Source organism: Mesorhizobium sp. WSM4819 (assembly GCF_055811215.1).
In genome coordinates this window covers 102659-127477 of record NZ_JBVVQO010000001.1, presented here as the reverse complement: position 1 = coordinate 127477, position 24819 = coordinate 102659, and the positions used below count along the sequence as shown (strand labels likewise).

The following is a 24819-nucleotide window of genomic DNA, read 5'->3' as shown; positions in this document are numbered from 1 at the left end:
TATTTAAGCTCCGTGCCGGTCCATGCAAGCTCAGTTCATGCAAGCTCGGTTCAGGCGACCTGCACAAGATCCGGCTCAAATCCTTCGAACGTCATCTGGTCGGCATATCTGAAGGTCAGGTCGACCGCCGGTTGGTCGAGCACGGTCCAGGTGATGACTGGCATTTTGAGCCTTTCGCGCACGAAACTGACAAACTGGTTCGGCAGGTCGCCGGCGGCGTAGGAGGCGAAGGCGATATCGTGCGCCAGCATGGCGAAATGCGCCTCGATCAGCTTGACTTCGTTGCCATAAGCGGTGAGCCCGCCCGGAATGCCGGGCGCGTGTTTTGGGAAGTCGCGGATCAGCCAGTGGTCGAACGACATGATCGCCGCCTTGCCCCTGTAGTTCTTGAGCATCTTGCCGACGCTTTCCACCAAGCCTTCGTCACGGCCGGGAACCCCTTTCAGTTCGACGATCACCGGCACGCGACCATCGACCAGGTCGAGGGCCTGCTGCAGCGTCGGCAGACGATCTGATGTGCCGCCGATCTTGAGGGCCGTCATTTCTGCTGCCGTGCGCTGCCAGACGAAACCGTCCTGGCCGGTCAGCCGCTTCAGATCGCCATCGTGGATGATCACCGGGATGCGGTCTGACGACAGATGCACATCGCATTCGATCCCATAGCCGCGTTCAGCCGCAGCGGCAAAGGCGGAAAGCGTGTTCTCCCAGCGCGTCTTGTTCATGTCGTGGAGGCCGCGATGGGCAATGGGTCGGGCGGTCAGCCAGGAAAGGTCGGTCATGCCGGGCTCATTCGACTTCGAAGATGGCTTCGATTTCCACTGCGGCATTAAGCGGCAGGGAGGCGGCACCGACGGCGGCGCGGGCATGCTTGCCGGGATCGCCGAGCACTGCAACCAGTAGATCCGAGGCGCCGTTGGCAACCAGGTGCTGCTCGAAAAAATCCGGCGCCGAGGCGACGAAGACGGTGATCTTCACCACGCGGCGGATTTTCTCGAGATCGCCAAGTGCTGCCTTGGCCTGCGCCAATATGTTGATCGCGCAGTATTTTGCCGCTTCCTGGCCGATTGCAATGTCGACGTCACGGCCGAGCAGGCCAATCGCCTGCAGCTTGCCCTCGCTGAGCGGCAGTTGTCCGGCGATGAACAGCAGATTGCCTGATCTGCAATAGGGCACGTAGTTGGCGGCGGGCGCGGCAGCGACCGGAAGCGTCACGCCGAGATCGCTTAGCCGCTTTTCGATTGTTTCACTCATGGTATTTCCCTATTGCTTGATGACGCTGCGCAGGCCGGGCCGAAATTGCAATTTTTGCCTCGCTTCCGCCACGACTTTTTTTAAGCTGGACCCTCTTTCCCTGCGGCCTGCCATCAGGCGCGATGATCGGAGCCCCTCATGCGCGCAACACGCCTCGCATTCCACGCTGTCCTGCTGCCAGCGGTGTTCTCGATGGCGCCGGCTTTTGCCGTACCGGCGCTGCAGGCGCATCGCGCGGTTTACGATCTGACCCTGGACAAGGCCTCCGACCGCTCCGGCATCACCGGCATTTCCGGCCGCATGGTCTATGAGTTCAACGGCTCGCCTTGCGAAGGCTATACGGTGAAGTTCCGTTTCGTCACCCAGATCGTCACCAACGAGAATACAAGGCTGACCGACCAGCAGACGACCACTTTCGAGGACGCCGAAGGCAAGACCTTCTCGTTCGTGACAAAATCCTTTGTCGACCAGACTCTCGACAAGGAGGTCAAGGGCACCGCGACGAAGGAGACAAACGGCCTCAAGGTCGACATCGACAAGCCGGAGAAGAGCAGCGTCGAACTGCCGGTTACACAGTTTCCGACGCAGCATCTGGCCGAACTGATCGACAAGGCCGAAAAGGGCGAAAATTTCTACGAAACCAACCTGTTCGACGGTTCGGAAGATGCCAACAAGGTGATGACCACCACCGTCGTCGTCGGCAAGAAAGCCGATGCCGACAAGACCGATCCGGAAGTGCCGGCACTGGCAAAACTCGCCACCGACAAATACTGGCCAGTCGACATCGCCTATTTCGACAGCACCGACAAGTCAGGCGAGGAGGTGCCGGAATACCGGATCAGCTTCAAGCTGCATGAGAACGGCATCACGCGCGACCTGCTCATGGACTACAACGACTTCTCGATGACCGGCAAGCTGGTCAATCTTTCGCTGTTCGATCAGACGAAACCCTGTCCGCCGAAATAGAGCCCTGGGTTAGCCACGCCCGCAAGGCGGCGGCGAATGACTTGAACACGCCGCAATTGCATTTCAACCTCTACGCCGAGGGATCGATCGGGGGGTGGGTTGAGCAAAATCGATGTGTTCGTGGCGCCGACGCCCAATCCGGCGCTGATCAGGATCATGACTGTCGTCAACCGGGTCGTCATGCTGCGTGGCATTCCCGGGTTTCGCGACCTGTTGCCGTTCAACCGCGTGGCCGGATTGCGCGGTGTCGCCAATGTCCGCCATATCGACTTTCCCGACGACGACCGGCAGCGGCTGAAGGCCTGTTGCGGCGCAGGCAAGGCAACGTTCATCACGCCCAACCATCCGGAATTCTTCACCGACTGGATGATCGACAAGGAGATCGTCTCGCGGGTCAGTCCGCTCGCGGCATCCTGGGCCACGCATGGCGTCGTCAACGGCCTCGGCCGGATCATGCAGAAATTCTGGCTGGCCAACAATCTGATCGCCCAGATACCCGGCAACAGCGGCGCTGCCAAGGAACACTCGATCGCCTGGGCGCTGAAAGGGAATGGCGTTCTCTTGCATCCCGAAGGCGGCGTCGGCTGGCATGGCAATGTCGTCGCTCCGCTTCTTCCGGGGGCGGTCGAGATGGGGTTCGAAGCGCTCAAGCGCGGTCGCGTCACGGATCAGGATTTCAACGTCTGGATCGCGCCGGTTGTCTGGAAGCTCGCCTTCACCAAAAATGTCGAGCCGGCGCTGGCGCAGGAATGCGCCTATGTCGAGAAGAGCCTGAAGATTGAGCGTCGTGCCGCCGATACGCTGCCGGAGCGCATCCACCATATCTATGCGACGCTGCTGTCGCGCGATGAGATTGCCTGCGGCATGGCGCCCGACGAACGGGCTTCGTATGCTACGCGACACAAGCAATTGCTGCTCGAATTGAGCCGGCGCCTGGGGGAGGGTATTTCGGTCGATCCCGGCGCCGGCGAGATCGCCGAGCTTTTGCGCCGGGCGCGCCGCTGGCTGCGGGAAGGCACCGGCGACGCCGAGCGACAAAAACAGATCCGCTCGCTGGCGGACACGATCCAGCGTCTCCAACGCGTCGGACCGTGGGCCTCAGCCAATCCGCGCATTGCGCAAGAGGAGATCGCAGAGCATCTGAAGCGTATCCGCAACGATTATTGCAAGGGCACGCTGCGCGACACGGTCAATTGCTTCGTACCGCAACCGGCCGGGCCGCGCTGCGCGCATATCCGGGTGCCGGAGCCGTTGGGATTGCACGCCTTTCCGGGCTCTATCGACGATGCCCTCGCCGAACTGCACCGGCGCATGCAGGAGACCATCACCACGACCGTGGCCGAACTCGAAGCCGCCGGCAGCTTCATTTTCTATCCGAATCCCTTCTATCATCGCTAGGATTGGCATCTCTAGCATTGGCATCGCTGACGTTGAATTTCGGCTGCGGGTGAGCTGCGGCTCCGCTGGTCGGCGCAAGATGAAGGAGTGCGGCAAGCCTCATGGCGGTCTATGTCGACGCGGCGATCTGGAAATGGGTCGGCCACCGCTGGTGTCACCTGCTGGCCGACGACACCGATGAGCTGCATCGTTTTGCGGCACAGCTCGGCGTCAAGCGCTCGTCCTATCAGGGGCCGCCGAAGACATCGGCGCCGCACTATGACATAACCGGCTTCGAGCGCGACCGCGCGGTGCGGCTAGGCGCCGTCGAATGCAGCCGCGAGGAGATCGTTGCTGTTTTCCGGCGGGTCCGGGTGCCGAAGGGGAAGATACGACCATGACGTTGACGGCATTTCTGGCTTACTGCGCTGCGATCACATTTGCCGCCGCCACGCCTGGCCCGGCGGTATTCACGGTCATTGCCAACGGCGTCTCGCGCGGGTTCGTTCGCGCGTTCCTGGCTGGGCTCGGTATCGCCGCCGGCGACGCGGTGCTGGTGACTTTGGCGCTGCTCGGCCTCGTGGCACTGGCACAGACCTTCGAATGGGTTTTTCTCATCCTGAAATATGCGGGTGCAGCCTATCTGATGTTTCTTGGCATCAGGATGTGGCGATCGGCTTCCGCGCGATCGAATGGACTGGAGGTTACGCAGGCAAGACTGTCTCGATCGTTTTACCTCGGCATCTCCATCGCATTGGGCAATCCCAAGGCGATCCTGTTCCACGCCTCCATCATGCCGTTGATCCTCGATCTCAATGCAATGAACTTCGCTGAGGGGCTGCTCGTGGTTACGGTCGTGATCGGCGTCAACATTATCACTATGGGCGTCTATGCGGTGCTTGCCGGGCAGGCGTCGGGCTGGTTCAAGATGCCAAGGCGGATGCGCTTGATGAACAGGTTTGCCGGCGGCGCCATGATCGGCACCGGTGCGCTGATCGCCGCACGCTGAGCCGCAAGACACCGCAGCGCTTGCGTTTGCCGCGCATCCCCTCTATATGCGCGCTCATTCCACACACGGACTTTGGTGTCTGCCCGGGAGAAATCCGGCTGAAACCTCCGGTGGCGTTCGAGGACAAAGTCCAGAAATGCCTGTGTCCGTGGAGGCTAACCGGAAAAGGACATAAGAATGGCTCTGCCTGATTTCAGCATGCGCCAGCTTTTGGAAGCTGGCATTCACTTCGGCCACCAGACCCACCGCTGGAACCCGAAGATGGCGCCCTATATCTATGGCGCCCGCAACAACATCCACATCATCGACCTCTCGCAGACGGTGCCGCTGCTGCACCAGGCGCTGAAGCAGGTTTCCGACACCGTCGCCAAGGGTGGCCGCGTGCTGTTCGTCGGCACCAAGCGCCAGGCGTCCGACATCGTCGCCGACGCCGCACAGCGCTCGGCCCAGTACTATGTCAACTCCCGCTGGCTCGGCGGCATGATGACCAACTGGAAGACGATCTCGAACTCCATCCAGCGCCTGCGTAAGCTTGACGAGATGCTGGCTGGCGAGGCCCAGGGGCTCACCAAGAAGGAGCGCCTCAACCTCGACCGCGAGCGCGAGAAGCTCGACAAGGCGCTGGGCGGCATCAAGGACATGGGCTCGACGCCAGACCTGATGTTCGTGATCGACACCAACAAGGAAGCGATCGCCATCCTCGAGGCCAAGCGTCTCGGCATCCCGGTCGTCGCCATCATCGATTCCAACTGCGACCCGGACAAGATCGATTTCCCGATTCCGGGCAATGACGACGCGGCCCGCGCCATCCAGCTCTATTGTGATCTGATCGCCAAGGCTGCAATCGACGGCATTGCTCGCCAGCAGGGCGCGCTTGGCGTCGACGTCGGCGCTTTGGCCGAGGCTCCGATCGAGCCGGCACTCGAGCCGACGCCGGCCGCCGAGACACCGGCCGCCCAGACACCGGAAGCGTAACAGCGAAGGCCGGTTTCGGCCTTCATCTTTCTCATATTTTGGCGCGCTGAGCGCTGGCGCCAGGCGCATCATCGAGGACCGGTGGTGCGTCGGTGCATTTTAAACGAAGAGGCGACAATGAGCATTTCGGCTGCACAGGTCAAAGAACTCCGCGACTTGACCGGCGCGGGCATGATGGACTGCAAGATGGCGTTGAACGAGACCAACGGCAACATGGAAGAGGCCGTCGACTGGCTGCGCAAGAAGGGCATCTCCAAGGCCGACAAGAAGGCCGGCCGTACCGCGGCCGAAGGCCTCATCGGCGTCGATTCCGGCGTGCGTGAGGCGGCGGTCGTCGAGGTCAACTCCGAGACCGACTTCGTTGCCCGCAACGCTGCCTTCCAGGAGATCGTCGCCAACGTCGCCAAGGTGGCGCTCGCCTATGGCGGCAAGACCGAGGCTGTTGCAGCCGCCCCGTATCCGGGTTCCGACAAGTCGGTTGCCGACACCATTAAGGACGCTGTCGGCACCATTGGCGAGAATCTTGGCTTCCGCCGTTCGGCCAAGCTCACCGTCGAGCAGGGCGCCGTCGCAACCTACGTCCACAATGCGGTTGCCGACGGCCTTGGCAAGCTCGGCGTGCTGGTCGCCATCGAGACGTCAGGCAACGCGCAGGCCGCCAACGCCTTTGCGCGTCAGGTCGCCATGCATGTCGCCGCCACCAACCCGATGGCGCTGACCACGGAAGAACTCGATCCGGCGGCGGTCGAGCGCGAGAAGGCGATCTTCGCCGACCAGGCGCGCCAGTCCGGCAAGCCGGAAGCGATTATCGAGAAGATGGTCGAGGGCCGTCTGCGCAAGTTCTACGAAGAGGTCGTGCTGCTCAAGCAGGCTTTCGTGCTCAATCCCGACATCACCGTCGAGAAGGCGCTGCAGGACGCCGAGAAGGAAATCGGCGCACCGGCCAAGATCACTGCCTATCTGTGCTTTGCGCTCGGCGAGGGCATCGAGAAGGACGAGACCGATTTTGCGGCGGAAGTCGCGGCGGCGGTCAAGAAGTAAAACGCACTCTATCTTTCTGAACGACTTTACGGCCGGGTGTCCGCGAGGATGCCCGGCCGATTTCTTGCGCGGTATCGATGAAGGCCAGGCGTCGGCGACAGGCCGGCTGGCTATCTGCTCATGCCCGGATCTGCTCATGCAAGATTCTGCATGCACAAGTTGCATTTTCCGGTGTAAGCCAATGGCTGGAAGAGCGTTTGCCGGTTCCGGCGCCGCGTGACATCGCAGCGCCCTTCGTGTATCGGAACGCCAATGTTTCGGGGCAGCGCCTGAGCGGGGAAGCCGCCCCGGCGCGTCACACGCATAATGATGAGGACCAGATGACGGTGAAGCCCCTCTACCGACGTGTCTTGCTGAAAGCGTCGGGCGAAGCGCTGATGGGTGAACAGCATTTCGGCATCGACGTGTCGGTGGTCGATCGCATCGCCGCCGACATCGCCGAGGCCCGCACCCTGGGCATCGAGGTTGGGGTTGTCATTGGCGGCGGCAACATCTTTCGCGGCGTGGCCGTTGCCTCCAAGGGCGGCGATCGCGTCACCGGCGACCATATGGGCATGCTCGCCACCGTCATCAACTCGCTGGCGCTGCGCACCTCGCTGAACAAAATCGGCGTCGACGCTGTGGTGCTGTCTGCAATCGCCATGCCTGAGCTTTGCGAGAGCTTTTCGCAGCGCCAGGCGACCGCCTACATGAACCAGGGCAAGGTTGTCATCTTTGCCGGCGGCACCGGCAATCCGTTCTTCACCACCGATTCGGCCGCGGCGCTGCGCGCGGCGGAAATCGGCGCCGACGCGCTGTTCAAGGGCACCCAGGTCGATGGCGTCTATTCCGCCGATCCCAAGAAGGACCCGCATGCGACCCGCTTCGAGCGCATCAGCCATGGCGAAGTCATAAAACGCGGTCTTTCGATCATGGATACGGCCGCGATTGCACTTGCGCGCGAAAACAACATCCCGATAATCGTCTATTCGATCCACGAGAAGGGTGGTTTCGGTGATATTCTGAGGGGCGGCGGACGTTGCACGGTCGTCACGGACGACTGATTGGGAGCCCGATGCCGAACCGAAGGTTTTCCGTAGGCGAAAAACGGGAACCGGTTTTCGGATCGAGGCTTGAATACGGGTTACCCTGAAGTGAATCCGGCTAACGGGTCGAGGAGACGATGATGAGTGGCGAATACGATGATCTCAAACGGCGCATGGACGGGGCGATCGCTGCGTTCAAGCACGATCTGGCTTCGCTGCGGACCGGCCGCGCGTCGAGCAACCTGCTCGACGCGATCCAGGTGCAGGCCTACGGCACCACCATGCCGATCAACCAGGTGGCAAACGTGTCGGTGCCGGAGCCGCGCATGATTTCGGTTTCGGTCTGGGACAAGTCGATGGTCGGTGCGGTCGATCGCGCCATCCGTGAATCCAATCTCGGCTTCAATCCGATCGTCGACGGCACCAATCTCAGGATTCCGCTGCCCGAGCTCAACGAACAGCGCCGCAAGGAGCTGGTCAAGATCTCGCATGGTTATGCCGAGAATGCCCGCATCGCCGTGCGCCACGTGCGCCGGGACGGCATGGAGTTCCTCAAAAAGGCGGAAAAGGACGGCTATATCAGCGAGGACGATCATCGCAAGCGGTCCGACCAGGTCCAGAAGCTCACCGACGAGATGATCGGCACCATCGACCATCTGCTTTCCGATAAGGAAGCTGAAATCATGCAGGTTTAGGGTCTGGCCACTGCTGGCTCGAAAGCGAGAACATGACAAGCCCCGCGCATGTCGCAATCATCATGGACGGAAACGGACGCTGGGCCAAGGCGCGTGGCTTGCCACGGCTTGCTGGGCATCGTGCCGGCGTCGAGGCGCTGCGCAACACGGTGCGCGCCGCTCCTGGCCTTGGCATCTCGTTCCTCACCGTCTACGCCTTCTCGTCGGAAAACTGGTCGCGGCCGAAGTCCGAAGTCAGCGACCTGATGGGCCTGTTGAAAATCTTCATCCGCCGCGACCTCGCCGAACTGCACCAAAATGGCGTGCGGGTCAGGATCATCGGCGACAGGGCAGGGCTGCAGCCTGACATCAGGAGCCTGCTTGAAGAGGCCGAAACGCTGACCGTCCGCAACGAAGCGCTGACCCTGGTCATCGCTTTCAACTATGGCGGACGCGACGAGATCGTGCGCACCGCGCGCAAGCTTGCCGCGGCGGTGGCGCGCGGCGAGCTCGACAGCGAGGCGATCACGGCCGAATCCTTTGCCGGCTCTCTCGACACCCAGGGTATTCCGGATCCGGAACTGGTCATCCGCACCAGCGGTGAGCTCAGGCTGTCGAATTTCCTTCTGTGGCAAGCGGCTTACAGCGAACTTGTCTTCCTGCCTTGCTACTGGCCCGATTTCAGCCGCGAGCATTTGGCTGACGCATTGCGCGACTTTGCCGGTCGCGAGCGCCGTTTCGGCGGGCTTGGCGCTGAAGGCGTCGCCGTGACAGCCAAGGGATGAGCAACCTCCAGCTTCGCGTTATTTCTGCCGTCGTGCTTGCGGTCGTCACGCTCGGCCTGACCTGGCTCGGCGGACTGCCCTTCCGAATGCTTTGCGCCGCCATGACGATCCTGATCTTCTACGAATGGACGCGAATGTGCCGCCCGGTCGCCGCCACGGGTCTTGGTCTTCTGCCGGAAGCGCTGCTTCTGGTTTTCGTCGGCGCCTTGGTCGCCGGCCTGCCGGCGTCCTGGCTGCTGCTTCTTGTGGCGGTGATGGTCGTTGTCACCGTGGTCGTGGCTTCGATGCACCAGACTTCGATGCATCAAACGGGACAGTGGGACGCGTCCGGCCTTGCCTATGCCGCCATTTCCGGACTGTCACTTGCTCTTTTGCGCGACGGCGACCATTCCGGCCTCGTCGCCATTCTCTTCCTGTTCGCGGTGGTTTGGGCGACCGACATAGCAGCTTATTTCGTCGGCCGCGCTGTCGGCGGGCCGAAGCTGGCGCCGTCGATCTCACCCGGCAAGACGCAGAGCGGTGCGCTCGGCGGCGCCGTCGGCGGCGTAGTTGCCGGGCTGCTTCTGGCCGCTGCGGCCGGAGCCGGCAATCTCGCAGTGCTCGGCGTCGTCGCGCTGGTGCTTTCGCTCGTCTCCCAGGCCGGCGACCTTTTCGAATCATGGGTGAAGCGGCGCCACAACCGCAAGGATTCGGGCAGGCTGATACCGGGCCATGGCGGCGTCATGGACCGGGTCGACGGGCTTGTCGCGGCGGCTTTCGCCCTGTACGTCATCGGCTGGATTTCGGCGACCGCCGACCATCCGGCACAGGGGCTGTTTCCAGCTTGATCGGCATCGATTCCGGGCCTGGTTTCTTGACCTGCGCAGGATGCGCCATGGATTCGCCTGGATTGATGCCACAGTCGCGGTACCACCGTGCTGCGGACGAATTTTGAGGACATGAATTGAACGAGATTCTTCACGCGGTTTTCAGCACGGAGGGCTTTGTCCTCGGCACGCTGGTGCCTTTCCTGTTCGTGCTGACCGTCGTCGTGTTCGTTCACGAGATGGGCCATTATCTCGTCGGCCGCTGGTGCGGCATCGGCGTGAAGGTCTTTTCGATCGGCTTCGGCCCGGAACTCTTCGGCTTTAATGACAGCCATGGCACACGCTGGAAACTCTGCGCCATTCCACTCGGCGGCTACGTCAAATTCGTCGGCGACATGAACGCCACTTCGAGCCAGCCCAGTTCGGAGGAGATCGAAACGCTGACGGCTGCCGAGCGCAAGATCGCTTTTCACACGCAGCCGGTCTGGAAGCGCGCGGCAACTGTGGTGGCTGGCCCGCTGTTCAATTTTCTGCTGACGATCGCCGTCTTCGCGGTGCTGTTTTCCGCCTATGGCCGGCCCGTGCTGGAGCCAATGGTGGCTGAAGTCACCGCGGGCAGCCCAGCGGCCAGGGCCGGCATCCTGCCCGGAGACCGCTTCGTCAGCGTCGACGGCAGCAAGGTCCAGACCTTCGCCGACGTCCAGCGCCGGGTCTCGGGCCGCGGTGGCGACCCCATCACCTTCGTCATGCTGCGCGACGGCAAGGAGATCACCGTTACGGCGACGCCGGAATTGATGGAGCAGCAAGACGGGCTGGGCAACAAGGTCAAGGTGGCGGTGATCGGCGTCGTCAACAACCAGGAATTCGGCCAGCCCAGGCTGATCACCTATAACCCGGTCGGAGCGGTCGGGGCGGCGGTCGAGGAGACCGGATACATCATTCAGCGCACCGGTCAGTTCCTGCAGCGTTTCGTTGTCGGTCGCGAAGACAAATGCCAACTGGGCGGCCCAATCAAGATCGCAAAGATGTCGGGGCAGGCGGCAAAACTCGGCTTCGACTGGCTTGTGCAACTTGTCGCGCTGCTGTCGGTCGGGATCGGTATTCTGAACCTTTTGCCGATTCCTCCACTCGACGGCGGCCATCTCCTGTTCTACGGCGTAGAGGCCATCATTCGGCGACCGGTGTCGGAACGGATGATGGAGTTGGGCTACAGGGCTGGCCTGCTTCTCGTCTTGGGCTTCATGGGGTTCGTTTTCTGGAACGACCTGTTTGGATGCTGAAATCATGAAGAAATTTGGCTTCAGCACAGCCACTGTTGAGACGCCGTTTACCATGCGTGGGGATATGCGTGACGCGAAAGCCACGCAATTGGGTTAAGTAAATACAAATTAACCAGGAGCCTTGCGTGTAGGGAAAATCCGGTTAATACGGTAGGGGAAATTACCGCACGTCCGGTTTTCTCGCCGTGGGGACTTCGAGAAAAGGTACAAAAGCCCGATGAAGGCAGCATCCAAGTTTCTGAGCGCCGCGTCCGCGGTGGCCCTGTCCGCCGCCCTGGTCGTACCAGGTGCGCTCGCAGTGCAGTTCGTTGCCACATCGGCGGCCGAGGCCGCTGTTGTTTCAAGAGTTGAAGTCAGCGGCAATCAGCGTGTCGACGCCGAGACGATCCGCAACTACGTCACGATCAAACCCGGCAGGCCGTTTTCCAGCGCCGATATCGATGAGGCGGTCAAGGCGCTGTTCGGCACCGGGCTGTTCTCGGACGTCCAGATCAACCAGGTCGGTTCGACGCTGGTCATCAAGGTTTCCGAATATCAGGTCGTGAACCAGGTGCTGTTCCAGGGCAACAAGAAGCTCAAGGACAACGCGCTGGCGGCCGCGGTCCAGTTGAAGCCGCGTGGAACGTTCTCGCAGCAGGCGCTCGATGCCGATGTCGAGGCGGTCAAGGCTGCCTACGGGCGTATCGGCCGCGACGACGCCGCCGTGACCACCCAGATCATGGATCTCGGCGACAACCGCGTGAACGTGGTGTTCAACATCAACGAAGGCGGCCGCACGCAGATCGCCGCGATCAATTTCGTCGGCAACAGCGCCTATTCGAGCCGTCGCCTGTCCGATGTCATTTCGACCAAGCGCTCGACCATCCTTTCGTACGTGCTGCGCGACGACGTCTATGACGAAGACAAGCTCAATGCCGACCAGGAGTTGCTGCGCCGTTTTTATTACAATCACGGCTATGCCGACTTCCAGGTGATTTCCGCGGTCGGCGAGCTCGACGAAACCACCAATAAATACACGGTGACCATCACCGTGCAGGAGGGCGAGCGCTACACCTTCGGCGACATCAGCGTCGAGAGCACGATTCCCGAGGTCGACGGCGCATCGCTGCAGTCGGTGGTCGAAACCCACAAGGGCGATGTCTACAACGCCGAGAACGTCGAAGACACCATCATCGCATTGACCGAGAGGGTCGCCGGTTCCGGCTATCCCTTCGCCCAGGTGACGCCGCGCGGCGACCGCAATTTCGAGAACCACACCATTTCAGTGGTCTATACGATCGACCAGGGCACCAAGGCCTATGTCGAGCGCATCGAGATTCGCGGCAACGACCGGACACGCGACTATGTCATTCGCCGAGAATTCGACGTGAGTGAGGGCGATGCCTTCAACCAGGTTCTCATTCAGCGCGCGAAGAAACGGCTGGAAGCACTCGATTTTTTTGAGAAAGTCGAGGTTTCGACCGTGCCCGGTTCTGAGCCGGACCAGGTGGTGCTGGTGGTCGACGTGGTCGAGAAGTCGACCGGCGAGTTCTCGGTCGGCGCCGGCTATTCGAGCGGTGGCGACACCGAAGGCCCGACCGTCGAAGGATCGATCAGCGAACGCAACTTCCTCGGACGCGGCCAGTTCATCAAGCTCTCGGCGGGCGGCGGCAAGAATTCGCGCGACTACAGCTTCTCCTTCACCGAGCCCTATTTCCTCGGGCGGCGCATTGCCGCCGGTTTCGATGTCTTCAACCGGACCAGGGAACGCGACGACTACAAGAGCGAGACGCTAGGCGCGACAGTGCGCTTCGGCCTGCCGATCACCGACGACATCTCGACGCAGCTGGCGTACAATATCTCCCAGGAGAAGTACGAGCTCGACGAAGACTGCGAGACCAACGGCGACTTCGACCCCCTCAAATGCAACATTTCTACGGCTATCCTGGACGGCATCGCGGAAAGCCCGTGGCTCAAGTCGTCGGTCAGTCTCGGCCTGGTCTACAACACCATCGACGACATGAAGAACCCGCATGAAGGCATCTTCGCCAATGTCACCACGGAATTCGCCGGCCTCGGCGGCGACGCCAAATTCGTCAAGGTGACAACGCGTGGCAGCGTCTACCAGACATTGTCCGAGCAGCTTGATCTGGTGGCGGTGATTTCCGGCGGGGCTGGCCATATCCAAGGCTACGGCGGCGATGGCGACCTGCGCATCTTCGATCATTTCCAGAGCAACGACCGCATGATCCGTGGCTTCGCTTACGGCGGTATCGGCCCGGTCGACAATGAAGACGCCAACGACCATCTTGGTGGCACCACCTATTTCAATGCTTCGGCGGAAGCCCAGTTCCCAATGCCGGTCATTCCGGAAAGCTTCGGCCTGCGCGGCGCGGTGTTCGCCGACGCGGCGACGCTCTATGGCAGCAAGATCGATGCTTCACTGGTCGATCAGTCGACGGTCGACATGCAGTGGCGTGCCTCTGTCGGCGTCGGCCTGATGTGGGCGTCGCCCTTTGGTCCGATCCGCATCGACTATGCGATCCCGGTCCTCGAGGAGGACACCGACGACGTGCAGGAATTCAACTTCGGCATATCGTCCCGCTTCTGATCGGCGGGCAACGATACTTCCGGGCCGTAGCGGTCCGGAAGAGAGCAATTCGACACTACGGCGCCGCGCATCCTCCTGGACGCGCATAGGACGTTGCAGGACTTTGATTTTGCGCATTATCCTTTCCGAAAATCGATTCCGATTTTCGGGGTCATGCGCTAGCTGGATATAGCTTCTGGAATGACCGATCCGGTGTTCTTCGCGCCATCACGCCGGTATACGGCTGGCGAAGTCGCGAATCTGACCGGCTCGGTGCTTGTCGATTCCGACCTCTCCGACAGATCGATCGAAGCCTTGGCGCCGGCAAGCGAAGGCGGCGAGCACGCGCTTGTCTTTGTCGATGGCAGACGCAACTTCGCGCTGATGCAATCGCTGCGAGCAGCGGCGGTTCTATGCCCCGCCGAATTTGCCGGCAAAGCGCCGGCGGGTATCGCGGTTCTGATCCATCCGCGCCCGCAACAGGCTTTCGCGATGGTCGGCCGCCTGCTTTTCCCGGCGGCTGCGACACCAGCACCGATGACCGGCGAAACCGGTATCTCGCCGCATGCCCATATCGATCCATCGGCGCGCGTCGAGGTCGGCGCGATCGTCGAGGCCGGCGCGATCATCGGCCCTCGCGCTTCTATCGGCAGCGGAACCGTCATTGCTCCTCATGCCGTTATCGGTCCCTCCTGCCAGTTCGGCCGCGACGGCTATGTCGGCCCAGGCGCCAGCATCCAGTACGCGCTGATCGGCAACCGCGTCATCATTCATGGCGGCGCCCGCATCGGCCAGGACGGTTTTGGCTTCGTGGCCGGCGCCAAGGGTCCGGAGCGTGTGCCGCAAATCGGCCGGGTCGTCATCCAGGACGACGTCGAGATCGGCTCCAATACCACCGTCGATCGCGGCGCCATGTCCGACACGATTATCGGTCAAGGCACCAAGATCGACAATCTGGTCCAGATCGCTCATAACGTCCGCATCGGCCGCAATTGCATAATCGCCGGCCTTTCGGGTATTTCCGGTTCCGTAACGGTGGGCGACAACGTCACCATGGGTGGCGGTGTCGGTCTTGCGGATCATCTGACGGTAGGGACAGGGGCCAAGCTTGCTGCAAGAAGCGGGTTCATGAGCAACGTCCCCGCGGGCGAGATTTGGGGAGGGTACCCGGCGCAGCCGATGGCGGAAGCCATGCGGGAGATCGCGGCTCTGCGAAGACTGGCCAGGGCGCGCAAATCGGGCGACGGAGGGAAGAGCTGAGATGGTTGCGGCGACAACGCTCGAGGCGGTCGACATATTGGGGCTGATGAAGCTCCTGCCGCATCGCTATCCGTTCCTGATGATCGACCGCATCATCGATATCGATGGCGACGAGTCCGCCACCGGCATCAAGAACGTGACCATAAACGAGCCGCATTTCCAAGGTCATTTCCCGGATCAGCCGGTCATGCCCGGCGTGCTGATCGTCGAGGCGATGGCGCAGACGGCCGGCGCCATCTGCATCCGCAGCCTAGGCACCGAAAAACCGTCGCTCGTCTATTTCCTGACCATCGACAATGCCAAATTCCGTAAACCGGTCGTTCCCGGCGACCAGTTAAAGATCCATGTGAAGAAAATCAAGAAACGCGGCAACCTTCTCAAATTCGCCTGCGAGGCTCTCGTCGACGGCGTCAAGGCCGCGGAAGCCGAGATATCGGCGATGATGGTCACGAGCGACTGACGATCGAATGCTTATGAAAATCCAGACAGTCATCCATCCATCGTCGGTCATCGAGGCCGGCGCAAAAATCGGCGAAGGCGTCCGCATCGGGCCATTCTGCCACATCAGCGCCGACGCGGTGCTCGGCGACCGCGTCGAACTGGTCAGCCACGTCTCGGTGATCGGCGCGACCACCATCGGTGCGTCGACCAAAGTCTATCCTATGGCGACACTGGGCGCGCCGCCGCAAAACAACAAGCACAAGGGCGGCCGCACCACGCTGGTCATCGGTGAGAACTGCACGATCCGCGAAGGCGTGACCATGCACGTCGGCACCGATTCCAGCCGCGGCGAGACGACGATCGGTGACAACGGCAACTTCCTTGCCTATGCCCACATCGCGCATGATTGCATCGTCGGCAAGAATGCCACCTTCGCCAATCAGGCGACGTTGGGCGGCCATTGCGAGATCGGCGACAACGTCTATATCGGTGGTCTCAGCGCAGTTCATCAGTTTGTCCGCGTCGGCGACAACGCCTTTCTCGGCGGTTGCTCGGCATTCGTCGGCGATGTCATTCCCTACGCCATCGCCGTCGGCAATCGCGCCAGCCTTCGCGGCCTCAACATCATCGGCCTGAAGCGCGCCGGCCTGCCGCGCTCCGAGATCCACACGCTGCGCAAGGCCTACAAGACGATCTTCGATCGCTCCCGAACCGTCGGCGAAAACATCGAGTTCGCCAAGGCGGAATTCGCCTCGTCACCGACCGCCATGAAGATCATCGATTTCATCGCCAGTCGCGGTAAGCGGCACTATGCCGTCCCGTCGCTCAAGGCCGGTGGCGGCGACGATGCCGATGACGAAGATTGAGGGCACCCGGACGGGCCTTGATCTCGCGCCAGACGCCAAAATCGGCATCATAGCTGGCGGCGGCAGTTTACCGGTCGAAGTCGCCAGGGCGCTTGCTGTGCAAGGCAAGTCTCCCTTCGTGGTAATAGTGGCGGGCGAGGTCGACCGCATATCCGACTTCGACGCCTATGAGCAGGCGACGTTGAGGCTGGAGGATGTCGGCTCTCTGCTGCCGACGCTCAAAAATAGTCATGTTACCCATCTGGTGACAGCGGGCCATATCACACGGCGCCCCAGGCTGAGCGCCATGCGCCTCAATCTCGGCCTGCTCGCCTGGGTGCCCAGCCTTCTTGTCGGTGTAACCCAAGGCGACGACACCGTGCTGAAACTGTTCGTGCGAAGGGTCGAGCGCAGCGGCATCAAGGTGGTCGGCGCTCATGAGATCGTGCCGGAACTGGTCGCCGCCGAAGGCGCGCTGACCAAGGCAGCGCCGCGGAAATCCGACTGGCGCGACATCAAAGCGGCCCACGCAGCGGCAATGGCCATCGGCGCGCTGGATATCGGCCAGGCGGCTGTTGCGATCGGCGGCCGCGCCATCGCGCTGGAAGGCATCGAGGGCACCGACGGATTGCTCGATCGAACACGGCAGTTGCGCGGCCATGGCAGGCTGGCCGGCAGAACGCGCGGCGTCCTGGTCAAATGCGCCAAGCCTGGCCAGGAGTTGCGCGCCGATCTGCCCTCCATCGGCCCGCAGACGATCGAGGCGGCGCATGCCGCCGGACTTGCCGGCATTGCCGTCGAAGCCGGCCGCTCGCTGGTTCTTGAAGGCCCGACAGTCGTCGCTCGCGCCAACGCGCTCGGCCTGTTCGTGATCGGCCTGCCTGCTGCGGAGCCGGTGCATGGCGACTGAGCGACCGCTGAAGATCGCCATCGTCGCCGGCGAGGAATCCGGCGATCTGCTTGGCGCCGACATCGTAGAGGCGCTCAAGCGCGTGACCGGCCGCGAGGTCCGGCTCGTCGGCATCGGCGGCCGGCATTTGCAGGCGCTCGGCCTCACGCCGCTGTTCGACGGCGGCGAGATCGCGCTAATGGGATTGAGCGCCATTCTGCGCGATCTGCCGCGCCTGATACGGCGGATCAGCCAGACGGCCGGTGCGGTCGCCAATGAAAAGCCGGACTGCCTCATCACCATAGACAGCCCGGATTTTTCGCTGCGCGTGGCGAAAAAGGTGCGTGCCGCCGATCCGGCAATCCCGATCGTCCACTATGTCTGCCCGAGCGTCTGGGCATGGCGGCCGGGCAGGGCGGTGGCGATGAAACCGTATGTCGACCACATCCTCTGCATACTGCCTTTCGAAGTGAGGGAACTCGCCCGCCTCGGCGGTCCGACCGGCACCTATGTCGGCCATCGCCTTACCCACGATCCGGGCGTGCTCGGCGCCGCCAAGGCGCAAAGCCTGCCGCGCGACCTGTCCGACGATCGTGTGAAGACACTGCTTGTGCTGCCCGGCTCGCGTCGCGGCGAGGTGCGACGGCTGGCCGGCCCGTTCGGCAAGACGATCTCGATCCTGCGTGCGCGCGGACACCGCTTGCGCCTGCTGTTGCCGACGGTGCCGCATGTCGCCGACCTGGTCAGGGCTTCGGTGGCAAGCTGGGACGAGAAGCCGGAGATCATCCTTGATCCCGAGCGCAAATGGCAGGCCTTCGGCAAGGCCGATGCAGCGCTGATCGCATCGGGAACGGTGTCGCTGGAACTGGCGCTGTCGAGTGTGCCGATGATCTCCTGCTACCGGCTCGATCCGGTCATGCGGATGGCCCAACGCCTGATCACCGTATGGAGCGCCTCCTTGCCCAATCTCATCGCCGACCGCCCGATCGTGCCGGAAAGCTACAACGAATATGTGCGACCGCACTACCTGGCGCGGCAGTTGGAGGCACTGTTTTCCGACACTTCCTATCGCGCATGGCAGAAGGACGGTTTTGCCGAGGTGGCCAGACGCATGGCTGTCGACGGACCTTCGGGCGACATCGCTGCGGGGGTCGTGATGAGGTGTATCAAGCGGTGAATGGTGAAGTGGTGAATAGTGAATGGTGAATGGTGAATGGTGAATGGTGAATGGTCAAAATCGTGCTTGACCACAGGTCACAAAGAGACCCTGCTTCACTATTCACTATTCACTATTCACTATTCACTATTCACTATTCACTATTCACTATTCACTATTCACCATTCACTATTCACTATTCACCGTTTAGCAATCGGCACGTAGTCGCGTTCCGGCGCACCTGTATAGAGCTGGCGCGGGCGGCCTATCTTCTGGTGCGGATCCTCGATCATCTCCTTCCACTGCGCGATCCAGCCGACGGTGCGGGCGACCGCGAACAGCACGGTGAACATGGTGGTGGGGAAACCCAGCGCCTTCAGCGTGATGCCGGAATAGAAATCGACGTTCGGATAAAGCTTCTTCTCGATGAAGTAGGAATCGGTCAGAGCGATCCTTTCCAGTTCCATGGCGATATCGAGCAGCGGATCGTCCTTGATGCCGAGTTCGCCCAAGACCTCATGTGCGGTCTTCTGCATGATCTTGGCGCGCGGATCGTAGTTTTTGTAGACGCGGTGGCCAAAGCCCATCAATCGGAACGGATCGTTCTTATCCTTGGCGCGGGCGATGAACTCCGGGATGTGGTCGACTTGGCCGATCTCGCCCAGCATGTTCAAGGCTGCCTCGTTAGCGCCGCCATGGGCCGGTCCCCACAGGCAGGCGATGCCGGCGGCGATGCAGGCGAACGGATTGGCGCCGGACGAGCCGGCGAGGCGGACGGTCGAGGTCGAGGCGTTCTGCTCGTGATCGGCGTGCAGGATGAAGATGCGCTCCATCGCACGCGCCAGCACCGGGTTAATCTTGTATTCCTCGCACGGCACGGCAAAGCACATATGCAGGAAGTTGGCCGCGAAATTCAGCTCGTTCTTGGGGTAAATGAAGGGCTGGCCGATGTGGTATTTATAAGCCATCGCCGCGATCGTCGGCATCTTGGCGATCAGCCGCATCGATGCGACCATGCGCTGGTAGGGGTCCGAGATGTCGGTGGAATCGTGATAGAAAGCTGACAGCGCACCGACCACGCCGCACATCACCGCCATCGGGTGGGCGTCGCGGCGAAAGCCGGTGAAGAAGCGCGACATCTGCTCGTGCACCATGGTGTGGCGCGTCACCCGGTAGTCGAAATCGTCCTTCTGCGCCTTGGTCGGCAGTTCGCCGTAGAGCAGGAGATAACAGACTTCGAGGAAGTCGCCGTGCTCGGCCAACTGGTCGATCGGATAACCGCGATGCAAAAGGATGCCGGCATCGCCATCGATGAAAGTGATTTCCGACTCGCAACTTGCCGTCGAGGTGAAGCCGGGATCGTAGGTAAAGGCCCCGGTGGTGCTGTAAAGCGCGCCGATATCGATGACGTCAGGTCCGACCGAGCCGCTTCGCACCTTGAGTTCGTGAGTTTTGCCGCCGAATTCAAGTTTCGCGGTCGACGCGTGGGTTTTGCCGCCATATTCCATTTTTGTCGCAGCTTCGGACATTGCAAACTCCTTTTTGTTTTCTCATGTCGGCAAAGGCAAAATTTCTGCAACGCAACACGTCGAAAGTATCGGAGTTCGCGCGTTTGCGCCCGCAATTCGATTTGCGTGCCAAATTGGGCCAAGACCTAATGTTGCACTGCGAAACCCACCTTTCAATGCCAATCTTCTTGGGCCAGTTTTGCTAATCGATTTGATCCGCGACGCGCGCCAGACTTTCCTCGCGGCCAAGCACGGCAAGCACGTCGAACACGCCGGGCGAGGTGCTTTTGCCGGTGAGCGCGGCGCGCAAAGGTTGGGCCACAGCGCCAAGCTTATGGCCGCCGGCAAGCGCATATTGGCGGATCGCCGCTTCGGCAGCTGCGGCCGTCCAATCCCCTGAAATCGCCTTCAGCGCCGCATGGGCGCCCCGCAGGATCTCGCGCGCCTCGCCGCCGAGCAGCGCCGCCGCCTTCTCGTCGATCGGCAGCGGCCGCTCGGCAAACAGGAAGGTGGCACCGTCAACCAGCTCGACCAGCGTCTTGGCGCGCTCCTTCAAGCCGGGCAGGGCGGCCAGCAACTGCGCCTTGCGTGTGTCGTCGAGGCGCGCTGCGATCGCCGGGCCGCCTTCGAGATAGGGCAAGGTGTTGATGAAGATATCGAGCAATTCGGCGTCGTTCATGCGCCGCATATGCACGCCGTTCAGCGCCTCGAGCTTGGCGAAGTCGAAGCGGGCGGCTCCCTTGTTGACATCGCCGATGTCGAACCACGCAATCATGTCGGCGATCGACATGACCTCGTCGTCGCCGTGGCTCCAGCCGAGCCGCGCCAGGTAGTTGAGCAGTGCCTCGGGCAGATAGCCCATGACGCGATAGGCTTCGACGCCGAGGGCGCCGTGCCGCTTCGACAGCTTGGCGCCGTCGGCGCCATGGATCAGCGGGATATGCGCCATTGACGGCACCTCCCAGCCCAAGGCTCGATAGATCACCATCTGGCGGGCGGCATTGGTCAGATGGTCGTCGCCGCGGATGATATGGGTGATGCCCATGTCGTGGTCGTCGACGACGACGGCATGCATATAGGTCGGGTTGCCGTCCGAGCGCAGGATGATGAAATCGTCGAGGTCCTTGTTGGGGAAGCGGACTTCGCCCTGCACGCGGTCATGCACCACCGTCTCGCCTTCGGCCGGCGCCTTGATGCGGATCGCGCCCCTGGCGCCAACCGGCGCCTCTGACGGGTCGCGGTCGCGCCAGCGGCCGTCATAGCGGGGAGGCAAGCCCTTGGCCCGCGCACTCTCGCGCATTGCCTCCAGCTCAGCCGGCGCCGCATAGCAGTAATAGGCTTTGCCGAGGCGCACCAGCTCCTCGGCGACCGCGCGGTGGCGCGGCGCGCGCTCGAACTGCGATGCCGGCTCGCCGTCCCAGGTGAGGCCGAGCCAGGAGAGCCCATCGAGGATGGCAGCGGTTGCCGCATCGGTCGAACGCTCGCGATCGGTGTCCTCGATGCGCAGCAGCATCCTGCCGCCGGTGTGTTTCGCATACAGCCAGTTGAACAGCGCCGTGCGCGCCCCGCCAATATGCAGGAATCCGGTGGGCGAAGGGGCAAAACGGGTGACGACCTTGTCGGACATGGAACTCTCGGGGCAAGCGCAGGAAACGGATGTGGCTGCGCGGACTTTCGCGCGTTGCGCGTTCATGTAGCATAGGAGGTCAAGGGCGCAAGGGGCGAACCCTATGGCTGGACCAGGCCGCGGCGTGGACGAGAGCGAGGGCGCGAACGCAAGCGTCAGCGAACGATCGCTGTTCGCCGACGTTCCTGACGCTGAGCCGCTACCCGTTTCGCTGCCTGCGTCGCCGCCGGGCATCCAGCCTCTTTCGCCGGATCGCTCGGCGCCGATACCGGCTTCAGCACCCGGCCCTGTCATTCGTTTTCGCCGACAGCTCAGCCATCTTTCACCATCCGGTGTCCGCAACAGCGTGGCCTCGGCAGCCGGCCTGGAACTCGACCGCGGCGTCGCCTTCCTGCTGGTGCCGGTTTTTCTGGCATGCGGGGTGATCGTCTATTTTTCGCTTGCCGTCGAACCGGACTTTGCCCAGCCCATCGCCGTCGTGGTCCTCACGGCATTGTGTGCGGCCGTCACGCGCTCACGCCGCAAAACGCATCTGTGCTTCATGGCAGCGTTGCTGTGCGCGCTTGGTGTGCTCGCCGCCAAGGTGGAAACCTGGCGCGCCGGAACGAAGATGCTCGGTTCGGAAATCCAGACCCGGCTGACCGGCCGTGTCGTCAGGCTCGACCAGATGGCGAACGGCCGGATCAGGCTGACCATCGACGTGATGTCGACCGCCCGGCCGACACTGCGTTATGCGCCCGAACGTGTCAGGGTATCGGCACGCAAGATTCCCGCTGAGATGACCGCAGGCTCGGTGGCAACCGGCTATGTGAGGCTTCTGCCTCCGACTGGCCCGGTCAGACCGGACAGCTTTGACTTCTCCTTCGACAGCTATTTCGCCGGTATCGGTGCCAGTGGCTTTTTCCTCGGCAGTCCAAAGATCGTTGTCTCCGAAGATGCACCGTTAACCGCACGCCTTTCTTCGTCGATCGAGAAGGCGCGCGAAACCATAGCCGACCATATCAGGAACAGCATCGGTGGTGCCGAGGGGGAGATTGCCGCTGCGCTGATCGTCGGCGTGCGTGCCGGCATCCCCGAAGAGATAAACGAATCGATGCGGCGCACCGGCATCTACCACATCATCTCCATTTCCGGCCTGCACATGGCGCTTGTCGCCGGCACCGTCATGGGATTGCTGCGCGGCGCCTTTGCGCTGTTTCCCAACTTTTCGTCGCGCCGGCCGGTCAAGAAATATGCGGCTGCTGCCGCACTCGTCTCCATCGCTGCCTATCTGATCTTTTCCGGTATCGTGGTCGCGGCTGAACGCAGCTTCATCATGCTGGCGGTAATGCTTGTCGCCATGCTGTTCGACCGGGCGGCACTCACCATGCGCAACCTGGCGATTTCGGCCATCGTCGTCATCGTCGTGTCGCCGCATGAGGTGGTCGGCGCAAGCTTCCAGATGTCCTTCGCCGCGACTGCGGCTCTCGTGGGCGCCTATGCCGGTTGGTCCGACTATCGTGCCGACAAGGCCACGGCGCCGCAACGGCGACGGTCACCGGTCGCTTTCGTCACGCGCAAGCTCGTCGCTGGGGCAGGCACCATCGCAATGACCTCCATCATTGCCGGCAGCGCCACCGCGCTGTTCGCCATCTGGCACTTCCAGCGCGTCTCGCCGCTCAGCCTGTTCGCCAATCTGGCCGTCATGCCGATCGTCACGATCGTCATGTTCCTGGCCGTCCTCAGCGCCTTGGCAATGCCTTTCGGCCTCGACGGCCCTTTCCTCTATATGATGGGCAAGGGCCTGACGGCGATGATCGCAATTTCGGGATGGATATCGGAGCGTTCGCCGGTCGATGCAGTCGGCCTGATTTCGTTGCAATCGGTCCTGCTGGTGACGGTCGCCCTGGTCATCGCCACGATGGCGACGACATGGCTGCGGCTTGCCGCACTTCCCTTTGCGCTCGCCGGCCTGCTGACGATTTCCGAGACGCGCACCCCCGACGTGCTGATTTCGGAGGATGCCCATCTGGTGGCGCTGCCGATCGGCGGCGGCGAACTTGCCGTCAACCGGATGCGTTCGAACGAATTCACCACCGACAACTGGAAACATGCGCTGGTTTCAACAACGATCGTCGAGCCGGAGACATTCGAAAAAGGAGATGTGCAGTTCGACATCGCCGACCCGGCCGACCTGCCGCCGGGAACGCCTTTCACCTGCACTGCCGGCCTGTGCCTGGCCCGGCATCCGTCCGGCGCGCTCATTGCGCTCGCCGACGACCGGAAAACCGCGCGGCCGGCCTGTGCCTTTGCGGATTTGATCATCATCGACGACGCCACAGCCTATTACAAACCCTGCCGCAACCCGCTGGTTCTCGTCGTCACCAAACGGCAGCTCGCTCGCATGGGCAGTGCCGCCGTCTTCTTCGATCCGCTATCGGCGACGACGCGCGCAGAAATCCGTTTTGCCGTCAGACAGCCATACAGGCCCTGGCATGAGCAGCGGCGATTTTCGCGCGAGGCGAGGGGCCTGCCGCCATACCGCAGGGCCGAGAAACCCAAGAAGCCTGCTCTTCAGTAACGCCGGATCAGTCCGACGAGCTTGCCCTGCACCTTGACCCGGTCCGGCCCGAAGATGCGCGTCTCGTAGGCCGGATTGGCGGCTTCCAGTGCGATCGAGGCACCTTTGCGGCGGAATCGTTTCAGCGTCGCCTCCTCCTCGTCGACCAGAGCGACAATGATCTCGCCAGGCTGGGCGGTGTCAGCGTTGCGGATGATGACCGTGTCGCCGTCGAAGATGCCGGCCTCGATCATCGAATCACCCTTGACCTCCAGCGCGTAGTGCGTGCCGCCGGTGATCATGTCCGGTGGCACCGAGATCGAATGCGTCTGGTGCTGGATGGCGTCGATCGGCACACCGGCAGCGATGCGGCCCATCACCGGTATGGAGACGGTGGCAACGACGTCGTCGTCATTGCCGGCCGCACGCATGCGCGACGGCGCCGGCTTGATCTGGCGTCCGAGGCCGCCCTGCCCAAGGGAGCCTTGAATGACGCTCGGCGAGAATTTGCGCGCCGCATTGAGGCCCGGCGCGATCGAATCGGGCAGGCGCAGCACCTCCAGCGCGCGGGCGCGGTTGGGCAGGCGGCGAATGAAACCGCGTTCCTCCAGCGCCGTGATCAGCCGGTGGATCCCTGATTTGGAGGCGAGGTCGAGCGCTTCCTTCATCTCGTCGAACGAGGGCGGAATGCCGCTTTCCTTCAGCCGTTCGTGAATGAACATCAGCAGTTCATGTTGTTTGCGTGTCAGCATCGCGACCCCCAACAGAATCAGAAAAACAAACCCAGAACAAACAC

At 62.1% G+C, this 24819-nt stretch carries 23 protein-coding genes; 18 read left to right on the top strand and 5 right to left on the bottom strand.

All coding sequences use genetic code 11. The features are described from left to right. Positions 1–50 precede the first annotated feature (50 nt). Together AC0L18_RS00575 and AC0L18_RS00570 are read right to left on the bottom strand one after the other, a co-directional pair. Entirely contained in the window at positions 51–779 is a 729-nt protein-coding gene (locus AC0L18_RS00575) for a glycerophosphodiester phosphodiesterase (protein WP_473490207.1), read from the bottom strand. Positions 780–786: 7 nt separating this feature from the next. Next, positions 787–1251: a RidA family protein gene (locus AC0L18_RS00570; RefSeq protein ID WP_473490206.1), complete on the bottom strand. Its 465-nt coding sequence runs from the start codon at positions 1249–1251 to the stop codon at positions 787–789. 138 nt (positions 1252–1389) lie between these two features. On the opposite strand from AC0L18_RS00570, the gene AC0L18_RS00565 reads away from it, so the two are divergent. The 17 genes from AC0L18_RS00565 to lpxB all read left to right on the top strand — a co-directional run bounded on the left by AC0L18_RS00565 (position 1390) and on the right by lpxB (position 18370). Continuing rightward, on the top strand, positions 1390–2217 hold the full coding sequence (locus tag AC0L18_RS00565; RefSeq protein ID WP_473490205.1) for a cell envelope integrity EipB family protein: 828 nt from the start codon (positions 1390–1392) through the stop codon (positions 2215–2217). A gap of 99 nt (positions 2218–2316) precedes the next feature. Then, positions 2317–3615: a hypothetical protein gene (locus AC0L18_RS00560; RefSeq protein WP_473490204.1), complete on the top strand. Its 1299-nt coding sequence runs from the start codon at positions 2317–2319 to the stop codon at positions 3613–3615. Between the two features lie 101 nt (positions 3616–3716). Beyond that, complete coding sequence (locus AC0L18_RS00555; protein ID WP_027151900.1) at positions 3717–3995, top strand: DUF4031 domain-containing protein; 279 nt, start codon at positions 3717–3719, stop codon at positions 3993–3995. Next, on the top strand, positions 3992–4603 hold the full coding sequence (locus AC0L18_RS00550) for a LysE family translocator (protein WP_473490203.1): 612 nt from the start codon (positions 3992–3994) through the stop codon (positions 4601–4603). The genes AC0L18_RS00555 and AC0L18_RS00550 overlap by 4 nt, the downstream gene beginning before the upstream one ends. Before the next feature lie 177 nt (positions 4604–4780). Next, positions 4781–5578: a 30S ribosomal protein S2 gene (gene rpsB, locus AC0L18_RS00545; protein ID WP_027151898.1), complete on the top strand. Its 798-nt coding sequence runs from the start codon at positions 4781–4783 to the stop codon at positions 5576–5578. 117 nt (positions 5579–5695) lie between these two features. Continuing rightward, a complete protein-coding gene (gene tsf / locus AC0L18_RS00540; RefSeq protein ID WP_473490202.1) occupies positions 5696–6619 on the top strand; it encodes a translation elongation factor Ts in 924 nt (307 codons plus the stop codon). 320 nt (positions 6620–6939) lie between these two features. After that, positions 6940–7662: a UMP kinase gene (pyrH, locus tag AC0L18_RS00535; protein WP_023801221.1), complete on the top strand. Its 723-nt coding sequence runs from the start codon at positions 6940–6942 to the stop codon at positions 7660–7662. 122 nt (positions 7663–7784) lie between these two features. Continuing rightward, positions 7785–8339: a ribosome recycling factor gene (gene frr / locus AC0L18_RS00530; RefSeq protein ID WP_473490201.1), complete on the top strand. Its 555-nt coding sequence runs from the start codon at positions 7785–7787 to the stop codon at positions 8337–8339. A 32-nt stretch (positions 8340–8371) separates the two neighbouring features. Continuing rightward, entirely contained in the window at positions 8372–9103 is a 732-nt protein-coding gene (locus tag AC0L18_RS00525) for an isoprenyl transferase (RefSeq protein ID WP_236374111.1), read from the top strand. Continuing rightward, positions 9100–9930 carry a phosphatidate cytidylyltransferase gene (locus AC0L18_RS00520; protein ID WP_473490200.1) on the top strand — a complete coding sequence of 277 codons (831 nt, stop codon included), beginning with the start codon at positions 9100–9102 and terminating at the stop codon, positions 9928–9930. Before AC0L18_RS00525 ends, AC0L18_RS00520 begins: the two co-directional genes overlap by 4 nt. 116 nt (positions 9931–10046) lie before the next feature. After that, complete coding sequence (rseP, locus tag AC0L18_RS00515; RefSeq protein ID WP_473490199.1) at positions 10047–11189, top strand: RIP metalloprotease RseP; 1143 nt, start codon at positions 10047–10049, stop codon at positions 11187–11189. Positions 11190–11406: 217 nt separating this feature from the next. Beyond that, entirely contained in the window at positions 11407–13779 is a 2373-nt protein-coding gene (bamA, locus tag AC0L18_RS00510; RefSeq protein ID WP_473490198.1) for an outer membrane protein assembly factor BamA, read from the top strand. A gap of 180 nt (positions 13780–13959) precedes the next feature. Beyond that, the gene (lpxD, locus tag AC0L18_RS00505) at positions 13960–15018 is read left to right on the top strand and encodes a UDP-3-O-(3-hydroxymyristoyl)glucosamine N-acyltransferase (RefSeq protein WP_287222067.1); all 1059 of its coding nucleotides are present in this window, start codon (positions 13960–13962) and stop codon (positions 15016–15018) included. 1 nt (position 15019) lies between these two features. Further along, complete coding sequence (gene fabZ, locus AC0L18_RS00500) at positions 15020–15478, top strand: 3-hydroxyacyl-ACP dehydratase FabZ (protein ID WP_292484378.1); 459 nt, start codon at positions 15020–15022, stop codon at positions 15476–15478. A gap of 13 nt (positions 15479–15491) precedes the next feature. Further along, positions 15492–16325, top strand: coding sequence for an acyl-ACP--UDP-N-acetylglucosamine O-acyltransferase (gene lpxA, locus AC0L18_RS00495; protein ID WP_473490197.1), 834 nt, complete (start codon positions 15492–15494; stop codon positions 16323–16325). Further along, positions 16312–17214, top strand: a complete 903-nt coding sequence (locus tag AC0L18_RS00490) for an LpxI family protein (protein WP_473490196.1) — start codon at positions 16312–16314, stop codon at positions 17212–17214. Before lpxA ends, AC0L18_RS00490 begins: the two co-directional genes overlap by 14 nt. Next, positions 17204–18370 (top strand): lipid-A-disaccharide synthase, encoded by a 1167-nt coding sequence (gene lpxB, locus AC0L18_RS00485; protein WP_473490195.1) that lies wholly within the window; start codon positions 17204–17206, stop codon positions 18368–18370. Before AC0L18_RS00490 ends, lpxB begins: the two co-directional genes overlap by 11 nt. Before the next feature lie 179 nt (positions 18371–18549). Here lpxB and gltA read toward each other — a convergent pair whose 3' ends face one another. Further along, entirely contained in the window at positions 18550–19878 is a 1329-nt protein-coding gene (gltA, locus tag AC0L18_RS00480) for a citrate synthase (protein ID WP_473490194.1), read from the bottom strand. 181 nt (positions 19879–20059) lie between these two features. After that, entirely contained in the window at positions 20060–21484 is a 1425-nt protein-coding gene (gene gltX, locus AC0L18_RS00475) for a glutamate--tRNA ligase (protein WP_473490193.1), read from the bottom strand. A 103-nt stretch (positions 21485–21587) separates the two neighbouring features. Between gltX and AC0L18_RS00470 the strand changes: the two genes are divergently transcribed. Continuing rightward, positions 21588–24044 carry a ComEC/Rec2 family competence protein gene (locus AC0L18_RS00470; protein WP_473490192.1) on the top strand — a complete coding sequence of 819 codons (2457 nt, stop codon included), beginning with the start codon at positions 21588–21590 and terminating at the stop codon, positions 24042–24044. Here the strand turns inward: AC0L18_RS00470 and lexA are convergent. Then, positions 24038–24775, bottom strand: a complete 738-nt coding sequence (gene lexA / locus AC0L18_RS00465; protein ID WP_023801235.1) for a transcriptional repressor LexA — start codon at positions 24773–24775, stop codon at positions 24038–24040. The genes AC0L18_RS00470 and lexA overlap by 7 nt on opposite strands. Between the last annotated feature and the right edge of the window lie 44 nt (positions 24776–24819).

Coding starts and splice junctions, on each gene's coding strand:
- AC0L18_RS00575 (WP_473490207.1), bottom strand. CDS start 779: ATGACCGACCTTTCCTGGCTGACCGCCCGACCCATTGCCCATCGCGGC.
- AC0L18_RS00570 (WP_473490206.1), bottom strand. CDS start 1,251: ATGAGTGAAACAATCGAAAAGCGGCTAAGCGATCTCGGCGTGACGCTT.
- AC0L18_RS00565 (WP_473490205.1), top strand. CDS start 1,390: ATGCGCGCAACACGCCTCGCATTCCACGCTGTCCTGCTGCCAGCGGTG.
- AC0L18_RS00555 (WP_027151900.1), top strand. CDS start 3,717: ATGGCGGTCTATGTCGACGCGGCGATCTGGAAATGGGTCGGCCACCGC.
- AC0L18_RS00550 (WP_473490203.1), top strand. CDS start 3,992: ATGACGTTGACGGCATTTCTGGCTTACTGCGCTGCGATCACATTTGCC.
- rpsB (WP_027151898.1), top strand. CDS start 4,781: ATGGCTCTGCCTGATTTCAGCATGCGCCAGCTTTTGGAAGCTGGCATT.
- tsf (WP_473490202.1), top strand. CDS start 5,696: ATGAGCATTTCGGCTGCACAGGTCAAAGAACTCCGCGACTTGACCGGC.
- pyrH (WP_023801221.1), top strand. CDS start 6,940: ATGACGGTGAAGCCCCTCTACCGACGTGTCTTGCTGAAAGCGTCGGGC.
- frr (WP_473490201.1), top strand. CDS start 7,785: ATGAGTGGCGAATACGATGATCTCAAACGGCGCATGGACGGGGCGATC.
- AC0L18_RS00525 (WP_236374111.1), top strand. CDS start 8,372: ATGACAAGCCCCGCGCATGTCGCAATCATCATGGACGGAAACGGACGC.
- AC0L18_RS00520 (WP_473490200.1), top strand. CDS start 9,100: ATGAGCAACCTCCAGCTTCGCGTTATTTCTGCCGTCGTGCTTGCGGTC.
- bamA (WP_473490198.1), top strand. CDS start 11,407: ATGAAGGCAGCATCCAAGTTTCTGAGCGCCGCGTCCGCGGTGGCCCTG.
- lpxD (WP_287222067.1), top strand. CDS start 13,960: ATGACCGATCCGGTGTTCTTCGCGCCATCACGCCGGTATACGGCTGGC.
- fabZ (WP_292484378.1), top strand. CDS start 15,020: ATGGTTGCGGCGACAACGCTCGAGGCGGTCGACATATTGGGGCTGATG.
- lpxA (WP_473490197.1), top strand. CDS start 15,492: ATGAAAATCCAGACAGTCATCCATCCATCGTCGGTCATCGAGGCCGGC.
- AC0L18_RS00490 (WP_473490196.1), top strand. CDS start 16,312: ATGACGAAGATTGAGGGCACCCGGACGGGCCTTGATCTCGCGCCAGAC.
- lpxB (WP_473490195.1), top strand. CDS start 17,204: ATGGCGACTGAGCGACCGCTGAAGATCGCCATCGTCGCCGGCGAGGAA.
- gltA (WP_473490194.1), bottom strand. CDS start 19,878: ATGTCCGAAGCTGCGACAAAAATGGAATATGGCGGCAAAACCCACGCG.
- gltX (WP_473490193.1), bottom strand. CDS start 21,484: ATGTCCGACAAGGTCGTCACCCGTTTTGCCCCTTCGCCCACCGGATTC.
- AC0L18_RS00470 (WP_473490192.1), top strand. CDS start 21,588: ATGGCTGGACCAGGCCGCGGCGTGGACGAGAGCGAGGGCGCGAACGCA.
- lexA (WP_023801235.1), bottom strand. CDS start 24,775: ATGCTGACACGCAAACAACATGAACTGCTGATGTTCATTCACGAACGG.